This window comes from Bacillus sp. ISL-57 (genome assembly GCF_018613135.1).
Taxonomy (GTDB): domain Bacteria; phylum Bacillota; class Bacilli; order Bacillales; family DSM-1321; genus Peribacillus; species Peribacillus frigoritolerans.
Genome location: NZ_JAGGQV010000002.1, coordinates 649255 through 664980 on the forward strand (window position 1 = coordinate 649255; position 15726 = coordinate 664980).

Sequence of the window (15726 nt, forward strand, 5' to 3'; positions counted from 1 at the left end):
TTTAATCCGATTTTTTATAATTGTCCGCCGCAAAATAGTTCTAATGGTCTATATTTTACATCATTAATTCACTTGTTAACAAATTTAAACTGTAAAAAATACTTTTAATAAATGCTTTCCTCCTGACAATAAAAAGGCTATCAACCCGATTGACTTCAGGATGATAGCCTTTTTCTTTGTTCCTCATCTATGAGCGTATCAAGTTTCATGATGCTTTCCTTTGCCCGTGGAAAATCAATTTTCCGATAATGGTGTTTTCCGCCTTCTTCTTCATCTTTTTCGTCGGCCCATTTGACGACTTGCTGAAGCGGTGTACGAATAATATCATTCGAAGGTAAGAACGAATCAGTATGAAATAAAATGGCGAGGGAAATGGTCTTTGCCTTGATCGGGTTTTCTCCCAAGCGGATTAACAGTTTATGTGCTCGTTCGGCACCTTTGATGGGGTGAATATCATTTTGTTTATAAAGATCATAATCCCATTTACCATTGCGATACCAGGTGAAATGACCCATATCATGCAATAGCCCGGCTTTAGCGGCAATATCAGGGTCGACATTATATTCATTTGCTAAGTGAAACGCATGGTATGCTACCGCAATCGCATGTGCCAGACCTGAACGGTTCAAGTATTTTTGAGCAATGGGATGTGTAAAAATATCCAAAAGCTTTACATCTCTCATCTAACCCCTCCTTACAATTTTGTGGAAATTTTTAATGACAATCATAACTCTTTTCGAAACAAGAATCAAGGTTTTAAGATTTTTCAATATATTTTATGCAGCCTCATACACTTTGGTTGTACAAAAAAAGGACCATTGCCGGTTATAGGCAATGATCTCCTCATGATCAATGTAATTTAGTTTTGCAGTACTTGGTTTTTCAAGGAACGCCTTAAAATTTTACCAGTCGCGTTTTTTGGAAGTTCATCCAAAAACTCAATTTTTGCCGGCACCTTATATTTGGCCAAATGTTCCATGCAATGGGCAAGCAACTCTTCCTCAGTCAATGCATTGTTTTTCTTTACCACAAAGCATTTAACCACTTCCCCCTGATTGGGATCGGGAACGCCAATGGCTGCTGCCTCAACTACTTCAGGATGGTCATACAGAACCTCCTCCACTTCACGTGGATAGACATTATAGCCACCGACGATGATAAGCTCCTTTTTACGATCTACAATGAAAAAGTAGCCTTCATCATCCATCCTGGCTAAATCGCCAGTATATAACCAGCCATTTTTCAAGACAGCGGCTGATTCTTCAGGCATTTTATAATAACCCTTCATTACATTCGGACCTCTGACAATCAATTCTCCTACACCATTGATCGGCACTTCTTCTCCAAGCTCATTGACCACTTTGTTTTCCACCCTAAGGATGGAGGTTCCAATGGAACCCGCCTTCCTTGGACGGTCCAAAGGATTGAAGCAGGTAACAGGCGAAGCTTCGGATAAGCCATATCCTTCTGATACCCTAACATTAAATTTCCGCTCGAATGATTCAAGCAGGGACACTGGCATGGCGGATCCGCCCGATATGCATATCCGTAAAGACTTCAAAGCATCCTCTTTAGCATCTGGATATTGGAAAAGAAAGTTATACATCGTTGGCACGCCAGCAAAAACGGTTGCATCATATTTTTTGATTTGCCTGAATATTTCCTTTGGACTGAATTGCGGGACAATTAAAAGCGTACCTCCGCTTATCAACGGGGCATTCACAACTACCGTTAAACTGAAAACATGGAACATTGGCAATGTCGTAATGACACGGTCACTTTCCGTGATATTTAAATATTCACCAATATCATGTGCATTGGAGTAGATATTGGTATGTGTGAGCATGGCCCCCTTTGGTTTTCCCGTTGTCCCGGAAGTATAAAGTATGATTGCCGTATCTTCCGGATCCAATTCTGGACCTTTAAAGCCTTCATCCCCCGATTCGACCATTTTTGTAAACGATTTCATTTTATTGCAGATATTAAATTCGCTACTATCCCCATTATCCGGCTGCGTTTCACAAATTACATATTGTTCTACACTTGAAAGGATAGGGTTCATTTTCTCCAGTAAGGGTAAAAGCTTATCTAATGCCACAACAACCTTTACATCGCCATTATTCAGGATATAACCAATCTCGTCAGGTGTGTATATTGGATTGACGGGAATTACGGTCGCCCCTGCTCGCATAGCTCCATACAATGAAATGATGAAATGTGGAGAGTTGCCTAATAACAGCGCAATGTTATCACCTTTTGAAACACCAAGCCTATGTAATTCGTCTGCGAACTTGGTAACTGCTTTATCCAATTCCCCATATGAAGTGGATTGATCCAAAAAGTAATATGCTGGCTTATCCGCCTTTTTTAAAGCCATTTGATGAAGCTGTTCAGATAAATTCATCTTTCTCCCTCCCCTGCAAATAGCATGAATGAATGATCATTCATTTTTATGGTGAACTAAATACATTTTTATTATATTAAAAGAATGCGATCACAGCAACCATTTTATCCATATTCAAGCAATTACTGTCATTATTAGTCACAAAAGCCGTCCTATTAAGTCGGGACGGCTTTCAGGCTTAATATATTAAAGCCAATATTTCTTCTTTTGTTACATTGCCAAAATAATGACGAACATCGATCTCATCCAGTACTCTGCTGATTGCTTCCTTTTCATAGCGAGTTCCAGTAAGCTTTCGTTCAATATCCGTAACCTCTCCGACCCCGAAGAAATCACCGTAGATCTTGCAGTTTTCAATGATTCCCCTGTTCACTTCAAGGCGGATATCAACAGATCCCACGGGAAATCTATGTGAGCTTTGCAAGTTGAATTTAGGTGATTTTCCGTAATTCCACTCCCAATTTTGATACCTATCTTCCGAGATTTCGTGAATTTTCTTCCAATCCGTTTCTGTTAAAACATACTCTGTAACCTTTCCGGTATCTTTGAAAATATTTTGCAGAAGGAATGAACGGAATTCTTCGACAGACATCGGTTCTTTTAGGAAATCGGCGATATTACCGACACGGCTTCTTATCGATTTAATCCCTTTGGACTCGATTTTATCTTTTTTCACTTTTAAAGCGGATACAATGTGATCCATTTCTGATTGAAACAGCAATGTCCCATGACTGAACATTCTGCCCTTCGTTGAAAACATCGCGTTTCCCGAAATTTTCTTTCCTTCAGCCAGAATATCGTTACGACCGCTCAATTCAGCATGTATTCCTAATTTCTCGAGCGTTTCCACGACAGGCTGGGTGAATTTCTTGAAGTTATGGAAACTATCCCCATCGTCTTTCGTAATGAAACTGAAATTGAGATTCCCTAGGTCATGATAAACCGCTCCACCCCCGGAAAGGCGGCGAACAACTGTAATGCCCTTTTCATCTACATAATCGGAATTGATTTCTTCAATCGTATTTTGATTTCTGCCTATGATGATTGAAGGTCGATTAATGTAAAATAAAAGATAGGTTTCATCTATGTTTAAATATTTAAGCGCATATTCTTCGATGGCCAGGTTAATTCTTGGATCTGTAATTCCCTTATTATCAATAAAAAGCACAGTTGTACCTCCTTGTAGACTTCATATCACTGATGTTTCATTTATAGTTGGAACTCGAGATTGGTTTTGGCTACAGCTATTTCCCTTTTGAATACCTCGGATGCTTCTTTTTTCAGTTGATCGAGATTCCCATAATGAGGGAGGTGAGTTAACAGCAAAAGCTGGACGTCAGCCTTTTCTGCCAGCAGGCCCGCTTCCCTTGCCGTCATATGCCCCGCCTTTGAACCATCCATATCACTGTAAAAGTTACTTTCACATAATAAAACATTTGCGTCTTTAGCGAAATCTGCAAGCTCATCCATATATGAACTGTCACCTGTGTAAACTATCGAATGATTTTCAGCTTCAATCCTCATTGCAAAACAAGGGACTGGGTGTTTTGTTTTCATGAACGTAAATTTACACGGTCCAATGGTTAAGGGGTATTCAGCAGAGATGGCTATCCCCTTTGTCACGTCTTTATAAGTTAACTTACCAAATTCGACTTCGTCCAAATCATGACCATATATAGGAATCGTCCTTTTTTCGCTGCCCAATATCTGCTGTATGAACGCCGCGTGCTGCAGGACACCAATATCCGCTACATGATCAGGATGATAGTGGGATAACACAACTGCACCAAGATCCTCCGGCTTCATATGATTTTGAAGCTGTGATAGAACACCGCTGCCACAATCAAGCAGAATGCGAAAATCTTCATATTCAAGCAAATAGCCGGAACTTGCCTCATTTTTAGCTGGATAACCGCCCCAGCAGCCAATTACGGTGATTTTCATGTTTAGGCACTCCTTTTTCTTCTCTAAATGACTACCCCATTAATATAAACTATTCTTGCCCTTATTTCACCTTTTTCACTTATGTTATAAAACATTAATTGACATCTCAAATCTGTTATAATACAATAAAACCATAGAAAAGCGAATAATAAAAAAATTCAGGAGATGATGTTCATGATTCAAAGTAGCATTGAGTTCTTTAAAAATCTGCCATCAAAACAATGCACGGAATGCGGAAAAAAAATTGAAGAACAGCACGAATGTTATGGAAACCACTGTGATCATTGCCTTTCTGGAGAGTAGTAGTCTTTGGGCTTCACCATTCTCTTCCCAAATCATAGATGTTTCAGTTTCGCAGCTGAAACAAAACCAATAAAAGAAGAGATACCGATGATCGGTATCTCTTCTTTTATTAGGTCATTGCCTTTCAGCAAAATAGAATGATCACGTAACGGATAATCCTTTAAACAAATATATTTTAAATAGTTCAGCAATTTCCGCTTTCTCTAATGGGGCATGGTTCCTTTCCCAATCAAAGATCAGGGCAAGGTACATCTTTAGCATCAGGAAAGCTGTTATCTCCGGATCGCAAGGTTGTATATAGCCCTTATCAATCGCTATTTTTAGTTTTTCCTTAATGTAGGATACAATGGCTTCTTCCATTTCATTAACCATTTCCTGAACGGCCGGCGTGCCAATTTCCCGCTCTTCCTGAAGAAGTTTTAATGATAATTGATGTTCCTGCCTGAACTCCAGAATTCGATAAACGGCCCGATGCAGGTTTTCAAAAAAGGAGAGTTTGTCATCCAAAGATTGTTCCGCCTCATATTTCATTTCCTCTATCATCCGCTGAACGATTTCTTTAAACAGCTCTTCTTTATTTTTATAAAAGGTATAAATGGTCCCTTTTCCCACATTGGCAATTTTAGCGACTTGATCCATCGTCGTTGCCTTATAGCCAAAAAGTGAAAACGACTTGGTCGCAGCTTCCAAAATTAATTTTTTACGATCAACAGACATTTCCCACCTCAATTCTGACCAGACGGACAAAACAGTCATTATGTTCAACGATATCATACCAAAAATTTTCAGTTTTTTCAATTATATTTTCAATTCCCAAGAGAAACAATGGCCATCCCCGTTACTGGACAGCCACTTTTCGAAAATACTTATTTATTTAAATCTGCAAAGCCAAAGATAGCGTCGCTTTTCCAGTGAATAACATAACTTCAAATGAAAAATGCAGAGCACATGGCAAGCATGGTTAAACTAATTTTCCCCTATTGACTGATCACTTTTCCTGTAATCTGTTTAAAATGATAGAGGCCAAAGCATCGATGAATTCAGGTTTAACATTGGGCATATCCGGCCTGTAGTAGCCTGCGCCAATCTCTTCCGTCACAACCTTACATTCATAATCGTTATCATAAAGGACTTCAAGGTGCTCGGCAACAAAGCCAACAGGAATATAAATGAAAGCTTTATAACCTTTAGCTTGATGAAGATCTCGGGTTAAATCCTGTACATCGGGTCCCAACCATGGTTCAGGAGTTTGTCCAGCGCTTTGCCAGCCTACTGCATAATTGGTAACCCCTGCGCCTTCAGCGATCATGTCTGCGGTTTCTTTCAGTTGATTTGGATACGGATCTCCGGATTGCAAGATTTTTTCCGGGAGGCTATGTGCCGACACAATCAAAGCGAAATTATCGCGTTCTTCCGAGGTCATTCTCCCAATCACTTCTCTTACCTGGTCTACCCAATATTGGATGAATTTTGGCTCATCATACCAGCTTTCAACGGAAGTGATGGTCAGATCCCCCAATTTAGCGGCTTCATCCTGGGCACGTCCATTATAAGACTTCACGCTGAATGTTGAAAAATGCGGTGCCAATACGATACTGACCGCTTCTTTGATTCCATCTTCATGCATTTGTTTCACTGCGTCTTCAACAAAAGGTTCAATATGCTTCAGGCCAAGATATGCCTTGAATTCAACTTCCTCCTGAACGGAATTCAATTTCTTTTCAAGCGCTTCAGCTTGTCCTGCCGTTATTTTTGCAAGCGGGGATAATCCACCGATCGCTTCATATCTGCCTTTTAGGTCGGCAATCAATTCGTCGCTTGGCCGTCTCCCATGACGAATATGTGTATAATACCTATCAATATCCTCTTCAGTGTATGGAGTACCATAAGCCATGACTAAAAGGCCCATTTTTTTTCTTGACATGAAGTTACACCTCTTTTAAAGATTTCGTTCTTTTATTGTGCATCCAATTAAGGAGTTTTAGCAAATGGTTCGCTCACCTTACTTCATTTTTGATGAATATTCATGAATGAAAGCGGTCAGCCTCTTCAGTGTTTCCGGATTTACGGAAGGGAAAACGCCATGACCAAGGTTAAAGATGTAGCCGTCCTGCTCCATGCCCTGATCGAGGATCCTTTTCGTCCGTTCTTCTATAACATCCCATGATGATAATAGTAGGGCAGGATCTAGATTACCTTGTACCGTTTTCTGGATTCCCATTTGTCTTGCTTCTGTAATTGGCAGTCTCCAATCAAGCCCGACTACATCAATCGGAAGATCATTCCACTCAAGTGCCAAGTGACTTGCGCCGACCCCGAACATGATTAGCGGTACATTTTCTTCACGCAATGATGAAAAGATACGAGTCATGATCGGCTTGATGAATACGCGGTAATCTTCAACATTCAAAGCACCCACCCATGAATCAAAGATTTGGATGGCTTTAACGCCGGCTTTGATTTGCGACTTGACATAGATGATGATCATATCCGCTAGCTTATCCATTAATGCAAACCAGGCCTTTGGCTCGGAATACATGAAAGCTTTCGTCTTATTGTAGTTTTTGGAGGGGCCGCCTTCAATCATGTATGAAGCAATGGTGAACGGAGCCCCGGAGAAACCGATCAAAGGCACGGACAATTGCTCCCTGGTCAATAATTTAATAGTGTCCAACACATATGGGATGTCTTTCTCTGGGTTCAATTCACCTAATTTTTCAACATCTGTCACCGATTGGATCGGATTGGCTATGACTGGACCGATTCCGGACTTAATCTCAACATCGACACCAATGGCTGGTAGCGGTGTCATTATATCTTTATATAAAATCGCAGCGTCTACATCATATTGCTCCACTGGCAATCTAGTTACATAAGCGCATAATTCCGGCTGATGAGTAATTTCAAAAAGTGAGTACTTCTCTTTCAATTTACGGTATTCCGGCTGTGAACGGCCAGCCTGACGCATATACCAAACAGGCACATGATCCGTTTTCTCTCCTCTTGCAGCTTTTAAAAATGTATCATTCGTAATTTCCTTAGACATTAATATCCACCTTTCAAGCAATCACGTTTCTATTTTTATTCATTACCTACATAGAATATCAGAAGGATGTTGAATTTCAAATCGAATCTCCTTAAACTATAGCTTTTTCTATAATATATTTGTCAAAAAATCGACTTTTATATATGTATCTTACCGGTTTACCAGCTTAATGGTTAGTTTGGAAATGGTAAAAGTACTATTCATTGGGTAAAATGGGTATACAGGCACTATATAGAAATTGGAGGGGAATTTATGAATGTATTCATCACATCAGGTACTTATGATTTTTTGAAAATCAAAAAAGATAAACACCCCAATGAAAAAATATTACTTATGCAGAATGCTCAAAACACAGTACTTTTACATGAAACTACAGGTAAAACGCTCTTCAACTCGCCACGAAAATATGAGGTAGTCGATGGGAAGGGAACTCTTCAAGATCATGGATATGTGGTCATGAACAATATCCCTGTCAGTGAGGAAGGACGGCCGGTATTTGAACACCGTTTTAAAAACAGGGCCGGATTCATTGAAAATGAACCAGGCTTCGTTGCCCTTCGTATCCTGCGTCCAATCAACTCTGAAACATATGTAATCTTAACGATTTGGGAAAAACAATCGGACTTTATGAACTGGAAGAAATCCAGTTCATTCCAGCAGGCGCATAACAGTGACTCCAAACCTCCTGTTACGAATTCCAGCCAGAAGATGTTTTCAGGTGAAGCCTTTGTAACGCAGTATACATTGGTGAAAGATTCTGAGGAATAGACTATTTACTGCTTAATAAGGGGCCCATCCTAAAGGATGGGCCCCTTCATAGTAATGCAGAACGTTATTTGGACGCTAAAAGTCATATAAACCTATAACAATCCGACAAATTCCTTCTTTATTTCCGGGGAAATGCAACCGATATTTACATATATTTTATTCAATGTACGCTAGACCCCAGGAATTTATACAATTTAAACAGAGTTAAACTATATGCCGCCCATAATGCAAAACCTCGCAAGATATCAGTTGGAAAGTGAACTTTCATGGCGATCCTGCTGACACCGATCAGCAGGATGAGAAAAACGAAACCGATTCCCACTGCCCATTTCAATGAGTTTCCTTTAATTTCATTCATGATTAAATAAGCAACCATATGAGAAAATAAGGCCCGCCAATTCGTGGGCACTTGGAAAACTGAAGCCGGTGGTCTCCATCAAATGATTTTCAGGGCGCACTCTTTTAACATGATTTTTTATCCACCCGTTTAATACATCCCCCCATCAATCCCGATAGAAGAGACGACCATGGTCTAATAATCCTTCTATATTATTCACAAATATAGAACACATAGTAAGCTACCAAAACCAATAAACATGGATTTTCCAAGATAGGATGGACTTGAAGAAAGTGACGAAAATGTATTTTTACCTACGGAAAAGAATTCCGCAATATATGTATCGAATGCTAAAGATTTCTCACTCTGAATTTCATTCATCAAAAAAAAGAATAGCAACAAGCAAGTGAAACCATAGCAATCCAGGATATTTATTCATTATATATCTCTCTCCTCAAGGTATTTAATTCACTTTGGATCTTCCAGAATATGATATACTATTTACAATTAATCCAATCATTGGGAGGTGCAAAATGATACAGCGATTACACAATCTTCTGGATGGCTCATATGAAGAAATGGTTTCGATCAGGCGTTACCTTCATCAACATCCCGAGCTTTCTTTTCAAGAAGCCCAAACGGCAGCCTTCATCGCTGAATATTATGAAAAACATGGAATCGAACACCGGACGAATGTAGGCGGTAATGGTGTTATTGCCAAGGTCAAAGGCAGTAAGCCTGGTAAAACCGTAGCATTGCGCGCTGACTTCGACGCCTTACCCATTCAAGATGAAAAAGAAGTTCCCTATAAATCTTCCGTACCCGGGGTCATGCATGCGTGTGGACACGATGGCCATACAGCGACACTCCTTGTCCTTGCTAAAAACCTGAATGATCTGAAGGATGAGCTCGAGGGTGAATATATATTTATCCACCAGCATGCTGAAGAATATGCTCCAGGGGGTGCCAAACCAATGATTGAAGCTGGCTGCCTTGATGGGGTGGATGTAATTTTCGGCACCCATTTATGGGCAACTGCCCCAACCGGAACAGTGCAATACACTTATGGACCCCTTATGGCCGCTGCTGACCGTTTTGAAATCACAATTCAAGGGCAGGGCGGACATGGAGCCCAGCCGCATAAAACCCGTGATGCAATCGTAGTCGGCTCTCAGCTCGTCATGGCCCTGCAGCAAATCGTAAGCCGCCGCCTAAACCCAATAGATTCTGCAGTCATTACCGTCGGTTCCTTTGTTGCAGATAATGCCTTTAACGTCATTGCAGATAAGGCTAAAATAATTGGGACCGTCCGTACATTCAAGGAAGATATCCGTTCATTCATTAGCAAAGAAATGGAGCGGATTATTAAAGGCACCTGCCTAGCTGCGAACTGCACCTATGAATATCAATACTTTCAAGGTTATCCAGCTGTTATTCCGCATGTTGAGGAAACTAAGTTCCTCATCGAGAGCACTGAGTCCGTCAAGGAAGTTTTGATTACAGAGGAAATTGACCCGGATATGACAGGTGAAGATTTTTCTTATTATTTACAAAATGTAAAAGGTACATTCTTCTTTACAGGGGCCAAGCCAAAAAATGAACATACATATCCACATCATCATCCTTTGTTTGACATTGATGAAAAAGCGATGCTCATCGCTGCCAAAATATTAGGCACTGCAGCGGTGACCTATCACAATAAGAAACACTCATCCCAAAAGGTGAATGAATCTTTATTGCGGTAATGGTAAAAGGGACGGATTTTCCCCGTCCCTTACTGTTTAAGAAGTCTGATTCGGTAACAATGGACAGCCGTTTCCCCAAGATGTTCCAACAAATGATGGTTGGCATATCCACCGACAGCTGCCCCAATACCTGGAACGAGCTGGAACATTTTAATGACATCGATGTGATCGCGATATTCCTGCTGAAATTCTTGCCAGTCTATTTCCGGCCATTTCCCTGAATCCCATTCCTCTATTACCTGTAATGTTTCCAATTTCTTCTCCTCGCTAGAAAATGCCATCTGGAAGATATGGAGAATGAATAAACGTTCCTCATATTTATTTGGATCGAAACCGTATATACGGGATAGTTCGAATAATAATTTCATCTTGATGCTGAGCAGTAATGGAAAATCAGCCAATCCAATTAAAAGCCCTGCCGCTCCGGTTCCCACACCTTCTATAACGGCCGTTTTCCGATATGCGGTTACAGTTTCCGCAACCCACTCTTCTTTTTGCTGCAAGGATAATAGCACTACATTTTTTTCTTTAGACATATATTTAGAACCTGCTAATACAGCCTCTATCATCCCTTTAATACTATCAGTAATCACTTTGTGCACTCGGTCTGGAATATAACTATTCAATTTGATTTGCGCCTTTTTGGACATCCGCTCAAGCCTGCCGGATTTCTTGGCTACTTTCTTTTTCCATGATATTAGTTCCGATAATGCCTGTTGCTCATATTCATCCATCATTTAACACCTCCGTTAAATATGTATATACCCCCTATGAGGCTTTTAGTTTCAATTTTCATTTCTTAAAAGAAAAAGCTGATTTTATGAAAAATCAGCTTCTGCTTAAAAGTTTTTTATTTTCTTTGTTGCATAAATTTTAAAACCGAATATGAAAACAAGTCCCATTGCCAAGGCGGCTAAAGCGGACATCCATTCCCCTTTCACTAGCAGGACCAAACTGAAGACAAGGTCCTCAAATAATAGGAAATAGGAAATTAGTTTTATGACTGCAGATTCTCTCATTTTTGCTGGCAATGGGTACAATGAGACCCATACTTTCCATTCATGTGCCTTCCAAACCGGCAGCAGTTGCAAAGCTGTCATGAATAAGAACATGAACGCAACAATCAAATGTGCAAATATGTTAGTGAATACACTTAAAATCACCGATCCCATGATCGTTAAACGAAAACAAAGTCCCACATAATCATTGGATCGCAGCAGGGTACGGGCGTAAAGATAGGTATAAGTTGATTTATCACCATAGGGAATGAGTGATAATGGCCAGTCCATCCATTTCCTCCTCGCTACCTTGCCTTTCAAATGAGGTACATCAGTAAACATGTTCGCTATTCGATAGAAAGAATTCATCCGTTTGTTCTCCAGTTCCACCAGCCGTTCCCACTTCAGCACAAAACCTTTAGTTGCGCTTCGGTAATACATGTAAAGTCCTAACAATAATAAGAAGGTTATAAGTGCAAACAGTATATTTGCCCTTGAACAGATGAAATAAAGAATCACTCCATTAAGTAAAAAGCGGATGAGTGAGTCCCAATGGCTCACTGATGTATCCTGATATTTCAATACCAGCCAGCGCATGGTTAAATTCAAAAGCTTCAAAATAAGCAAAACGACCAGGATGATTCCAATGTCCTTACCTCCTGCACCCGTAACCTTCGAATACATCGGTATCGAAGCAATCAGGACAACCAGAAGAATAAAGCCTTGCATGACCCAGCTTAATATCAGTGAATTCTTGAAATAGCTTCTCAACTTCGTTTCAAGGGGAAGCAGGAATACCGTATCTGGTTCTTTCAAGAAAGTGTTTATCGGACTTCTGGTTACAATGATCGATAAAACTAAGGCCATGATCAATTCAGCAGGGAAATCACTGTTTAACGTCTTCACCCAATCACTGTAATAATAAGCCAAACCACCAAGAACCAATACCATGACAAAAACAAGATGGCCATTAAAAATATAACGAAGATATTTTTGCGTTTCATTTATAAAGCCTATATATCTTTCCTTCCAGAGATTTTGACTATTCATGACCGAATTCTTCTTTCGTCAATTGGATATATAAATCGTCCAGAGTTGCCCCTGGCATGGAAAATTGTTCACGAAGCTGCTCAAGATTGCCTTTCGCCCGAATTTCTCCATTATGCAGTATGATGAAAGAATCACAATACCTCTCGGCTGTCGCCAGAATGTGTGTAGACATTAAAATTCCCGCTCCGCTCTCTTTCATCTTCCTCATCAAATCAAGCAGGGATTGAATGCCTAGTGGATCAAGACCTACGAAGGGTTCATCGACGATATATAAAGACGGCTGTACTAAAAAGGCGCACATTATCATGACCTTTTGCTTCATTCCCTTTGAAAAATGGGCCGGGAACCATTTAAGCCTTTTCTCCATATGGAATTCCTTTAACAGAACTTCCATCCTTTCTTTAAATGTGGCTTCGGCCAAACCATGTGCCATGGCTGTAAGCTTTAAATGCTCCTCAAGTGTAAGCTCATCATACAAAATGGGCGTTTCTGGAACATAAGTGAATTGTTTTCGATATGTATCCGGGTCCTGAGCTAGTGTTTTACCATGAATCGACACGCTTCCGCCTTTCGGCTCCATGAGTCCGATGATATGTTTAATCGTCGTACTTTTCCCGGCCCCGTTAAGCCCAATTAACCCAACCAGCTCATTAGGCTGAATGTCAAAACTTATTCCTTTTAAAACGGGCGTTTTCGTGTATCCGCCCACTAACTGCTTTATTTCCAATAAGGACATATAAACGATCCTTTCTATTTAGAGGTTCTTATTTCCATTTTATCAAATTCTCCTGCTTTTATATAGTCGAGTGTTCCGGAGCTCGATTTCCATAAATAACTAATTATATTTTTCCTGCTTGATGGTCATCATAAATAAGGAAGAAGGGGTTAGTCATTACGTGTGATTCACATCATATTGTAAATGAGGTGTCAGTTAAAGACGTATAAACTGAATTAAACCAGAAGCTTCATAACAAAAATCGTTTCGAGCAAGGAGATGGTTCTCTTGCACGTAAAAGCAGAAAAGTCATTCAATAATTATCAATTATGCTTTAAAAGTTGATGAAACTTTAAAGATATAGGAGATGGTTGCTTTGAATGGAAAATCTCTATTTAGATAATAACCATATTTTACTACAATGTAGATGAGGTGTTTGTCGCAGAGAATTTATGCTAATGCGAATTTTGAAGCAAAACCCCCTTTTTCAACAGGCAGGGTGCAACTTAATGTTGCATCCTGTTTTTATATTTTTCCTTTTCTCAAGGATTCAAGCTATGGTACGATTAACCAAATACATTAACTTTTAAAGGAGCGTTATAAATGAGTGATTGCATTTTTTGCAAAATAATCGATGGGGAAATTCCAAGTAGTAAAGTTTTCGAAAATGAACATGTTTTGGCCTTTCTCGATATCAGTCAAGTAACGAAAGGCCATACGCTGGTAATACCTAAAGTACATAAGGAAAATCTTTATGAGTTGACACCTGAGATTGCCAAGAACCTTTTTGAAGTGGTGCCGGAAATTGCCCGCGCCATGAAGCAGGAATTCCAACCTGTAGGCCTGAACCTTTTAAATAATAACGGTGAAGCTGCAGGGCAGTCCGTTTTCCATTTTCATATGCATTTAATTCCTCGGCATGGGGAAGGTGACGGCTTTGGTGCAGTTTGGAAAACAAATACCAGCGACTATACATCGGATGACCTGAAACAAATCGCTGACTCCATTGCACAGCATATACAATGAGACTGCAACCTGAAGAAGGTTTCCTTCTCCTTTCGTCGCTTGAAAAAATGATCCCGAGTTGGTCCTCACTTTAAAGTGCAGGACCTTTTTACTTTGGTCTATCATTAAAAAACGGATTTAAAATTCTAAATTTTCCTCCAATTGAATTTAGTTTTCTGGTAGGATATATGAATAGTCTAAAATACTTTATCACATTGTCGCATAGGAGGAAAAAAATTGAAACGTGCACGTAATTTTAACGCTGGGCCAGCCGCCCTTCCTTTAGAAGTTTTACAAAGAGCCCAAAACGAATGGTTGAATATTGAGGATTCCGGTATGTCTGTCATGGAATTAAGCCATAGAAGTTCCGAATTCGAAAAAATTCATAACCATGCCATTCAATCATTAAAAGATCTTATGGAAATTCCTGAAAATTATGAAGTTCTCCTGCTTCAAGGAGGGGCAAGTCTACAATTTTCCATGATTCCCATGAACATTTTGAAAGATGGAAAAAGGGCAGATTATGTACTCACTGGTTCTTGGTCGGAAAAAGCATTAAAAGAAGCCAAAAAGGTTGGTGAAACGGCCGTAGTCGCTTCATCCAAAGATGAAAAATATACGTTCATCCCTAAAGTGGAAGATATCAAATTGAATGACGATGCTGCCTATCTTCATATCACAAGCAATAATACGATTTACGGAACACAGTGGAAGGATTTCCCGGAAACAGGCAACATTCCTCTAGTAGCCGATATGTCAAGTGATATTCTCAGCAAAAAGATTGATATTAATAAATTCGGCATCATCTATGCTGGTGCACAAAAGAATCTAGGTCCGTCGGGAATCACAGTCGTTATCATCCGTAAAGATTTAATAACGGATAATGACAAGATCCCATCCATGATGAACTATTCGATCCATTCGAAAAATAATTCTTTATACAACACTCCTCCGACATTGGCCATTTACTTATTGTCCCTTGTGTTGGATTGGGCAAAAGATCAGGGCGGAGTGGAAAAGATTGCTGAAATCAACGAAGAAAAAGCAAAAGTCATTTACGATGCCATCGACGGCAGTGATGGTTTTTATAAAGGCCATGCCCTACCGGACAGCCGTTCATTAATGAACGTAACGTTCACGCTTCCGTCTGAAGAAGCTGAAGTGCAATTCCTTAAAGAAGTGAAGGAAGCCGGATTCGTAGGACTGAACGGTCACCGTTCCATCGGCGGCTGCCGGGCATCCATCTATAATGCGGTCCCTCTATCCCATTGCCAGGACCTTGCTGATTTCATGAAGAAGTTCCAGGAATCGTATAACGCGAAGGAAGCTCAAACTCTTTAATTCAAACAAATATAACTTCTAAAAAAATAGGTCTTATGATATACTATTTTAAACTTCTTGCAACAGGCAA

The 15726-nt window shown here is 39.9% G+C and carries 16 protein-coding genes; 5 read left to right on the plus strand and 11 right to left on the minus strand.

Annotated elements, in window-relative coordinates; all coding sequences use genetic code 11:
- Positions 1-155 precede the first annotated feature (155 nt).
- The 4 genes from J7I90_RS06415 to J7I90_RS06430 form a co-directional block, all read right to left on the minus strand.
- Entirely contained in the window at positions 156-683 is a 528-nt protein-coding gene (locus tag J7I90_RS06415) for an HD domain-containing protein (RefSeq protein WP_034314654.1), read from the minus strand.
- Between the two features lie 176 nt (positions 684-859).
- Positions 860-2404: a fatty acid--CoA ligase family protein gene (locus tag J7I90_RS06420; protein ID WP_214769357.1), complete on the minus strand. Its 1545-nt coding sequence runs from the start codon at positions 2402-2404 to the stop codon at positions 860-862.
- Between the two features lie 178 nt (positions 2405-2582).
- Positions 2583-3572, minus strand: coding sequence for a lipoate--protein ligase (gene lplA / locus J7I90_RS06425; RefSeq protein WP_214769365.1), 990 nt, complete (start codon positions 3570-3572; stop codon positions 2583-2585).
- Between the two features lie 41 nt (positions 3573-3613).
- Positions 3614-4348 carry an MBL fold metallo-hydrolase gene (locus J7I90_RS06430; protein WP_214769368.1) on the minus strand — a complete coding sequence of 245 codons (735 nt, stop codon included), beginning with the start codon at positions 4346-4348 and terminating at the stop codon, positions 3614-3616.
- Between the two features lie 174 nt (positions 4349-4522).
- Between J7I90_RS06430 and yhfH the strand changes: the two genes are divergently transcribed.
- Positions 4523-4651 carry a protein YhfH gene (gene yhfH / locus J7I90_RS06435; protein WP_214769382.1) on the plus strand — a complete coding sequence of 43 codons (129 nt, stop codon included), beginning with the start codon at positions 4523-4525 and terminating at the stop codon, positions 4649-4651.
- A 141-nt stretch (positions 4652-4792) separates the two neighbouring features.
- On the opposite strand, the gene J7I90_RS06440 is transcribed toward yhfH, so the two are convergent.
- The 3 genes from J7I90_RS06440 to hemE form a co-directional block, all read right to left on the minus strand.
- The gene (locus J7I90_RS06440; protein ID WP_214769385.1) at positions 4793-5368 is read right to left on the minus strand and encodes a TetR/AcrR family transcriptional regulator; all 576 of its coding nucleotides are present in this window, start codon (positions 5366-5368) and stop codon (positions 4793-4795) included.
- Between the two features lie 271 nt (positions 5369-5639).
- Complete coding sequence (hemH, locus tag J7I90_RS06445) at positions 5640-6575, minus strand: ferrochelatase (protein WP_214769401.1); 936 nt, start codon at positions 6573-6575, stop codon at positions 5640-5642.
- Between the two features lie 78 nt (positions 6576-6653).
- Positions 6654-7697, minus strand: a complete 1044-nt coding sequence (gene hemE / locus J7I90_RS06450; RefSeq protein ID WP_214769404.1) for a uroporphyrinogen decarboxylase — start codon at positions 7695-7697, stop codon at positions 6654-6656.
- Between the two features lie 252 nt (positions 7698-7949).
- On the opposite strand from hemE, the gene J7I90_RS06455 reads away from it, so the two are divergent.
- Positions 7950-8465: an antibiotic biosynthesis monooxygenase family protein gene (locus tag J7I90_RS06455; RefSeq protein WP_214769407.1), complete on the plus strand. Its 516-nt coding sequence runs from the start codon at positions 7950-7952 to the stop codon at positions 8463-8465.
- Positions 8466-8625: 160 nt separating this feature from the next.
- Here the strand turns inward: J7I90_RS06455 and J7I90_RS06460 are convergent, their stop codons facing one another.
- Positions 8626-8823, minus strand: a complete 198-nt coding sequence (locus J7I90_RS06460; protein ID WP_214769424.1) for a phosphatase PAP2 family protein — start codon at positions 8821-8823, stop codon at positions 8626-8628.
- A 512-nt stretch (positions 8824-9335) separates the two neighbouring features.
- On the opposite strand from J7I90_RS06460, the gene J7I90_RS06465 reads away from it, so the two are divergent.
- Positions 9336-10547, plus strand: coding sequence for a M20 family metallopeptidase (locus J7I90_RS06465; protein ID WP_214769426.1), 1212 nt, complete (start codon positions 9336-9338; stop codon positions 10545-10547).
- A gap of 29 nt (positions 10548-10576) precedes the next feature.
- Here J7I90_RS06465 and J7I90_RS06470 read toward each other — a convergent pair whose 3' ends face one another.
- From J7I90_RS06470 to J7I90_RS06480, 3 genes are all read right to left on the minus strand, one after another.
- Positions 10577-11281: an EcsC family protein gene (locus J7I90_RS06470; protein ID WP_214770143.1), complete on the minus strand. Its 705-nt coding sequence runs from the start codon at positions 11279-11281 to the stop codon at positions 10577-10579.
- 105 nt (positions 11282-11386) lie between these two features.
- Positions 11387-12595 carry an ABC transporter permease gene (locus J7I90_RS06475; protein ID WP_214769428.1) on the minus strand — a complete coding sequence of 403 codons (1209 nt, stop codon included), beginning with the start codon at positions 12593-12595 and terminating at the stop codon, positions 11387-11389.
- Complete coding sequence (locus J7I90_RS06480; protein ID WP_214769430.1) at positions 12588-13331, minus strand: ABC transporter ATP-binding protein; 744 nt, start codon at positions 13329-13331, stop codon at positions 12588-12590. The genes J7I90_RS06475 and J7I90_RS06480 overlap by 8 nt, the downstream gene beginning before the upstream one ends.
- A gap of 582 nt (positions 13332-13913) precedes the next feature.
- Here J7I90_RS06480 and J7I90_RS06485 point away from each other — a divergent pair.
- Complete coding sequence (locus tag J7I90_RS06485) at positions 13914-14336, plus strand: HIT family protein (protein WP_214769432.1); 423 nt, start codon at positions 13914-13916, stop codon at positions 14334-14336.
- Between the two features lie 216 nt (positions 14337-14552).
- The gene (gene serC / locus J7I90_RS06490; RefSeq protein WP_214769435.1) at positions 14553-15656 is read left to right on the plus strand and encodes a 3-phosphoserine/phosphohydroxythreonine transaminase; all 1104 of its coding nucleotides are present in this window, start codon (positions 14553-14555) and stop codon (positions 15654-15656) included.
- The last annotated feature ends 70 nt before the right edge of the window (positions 15657-15726 follow it).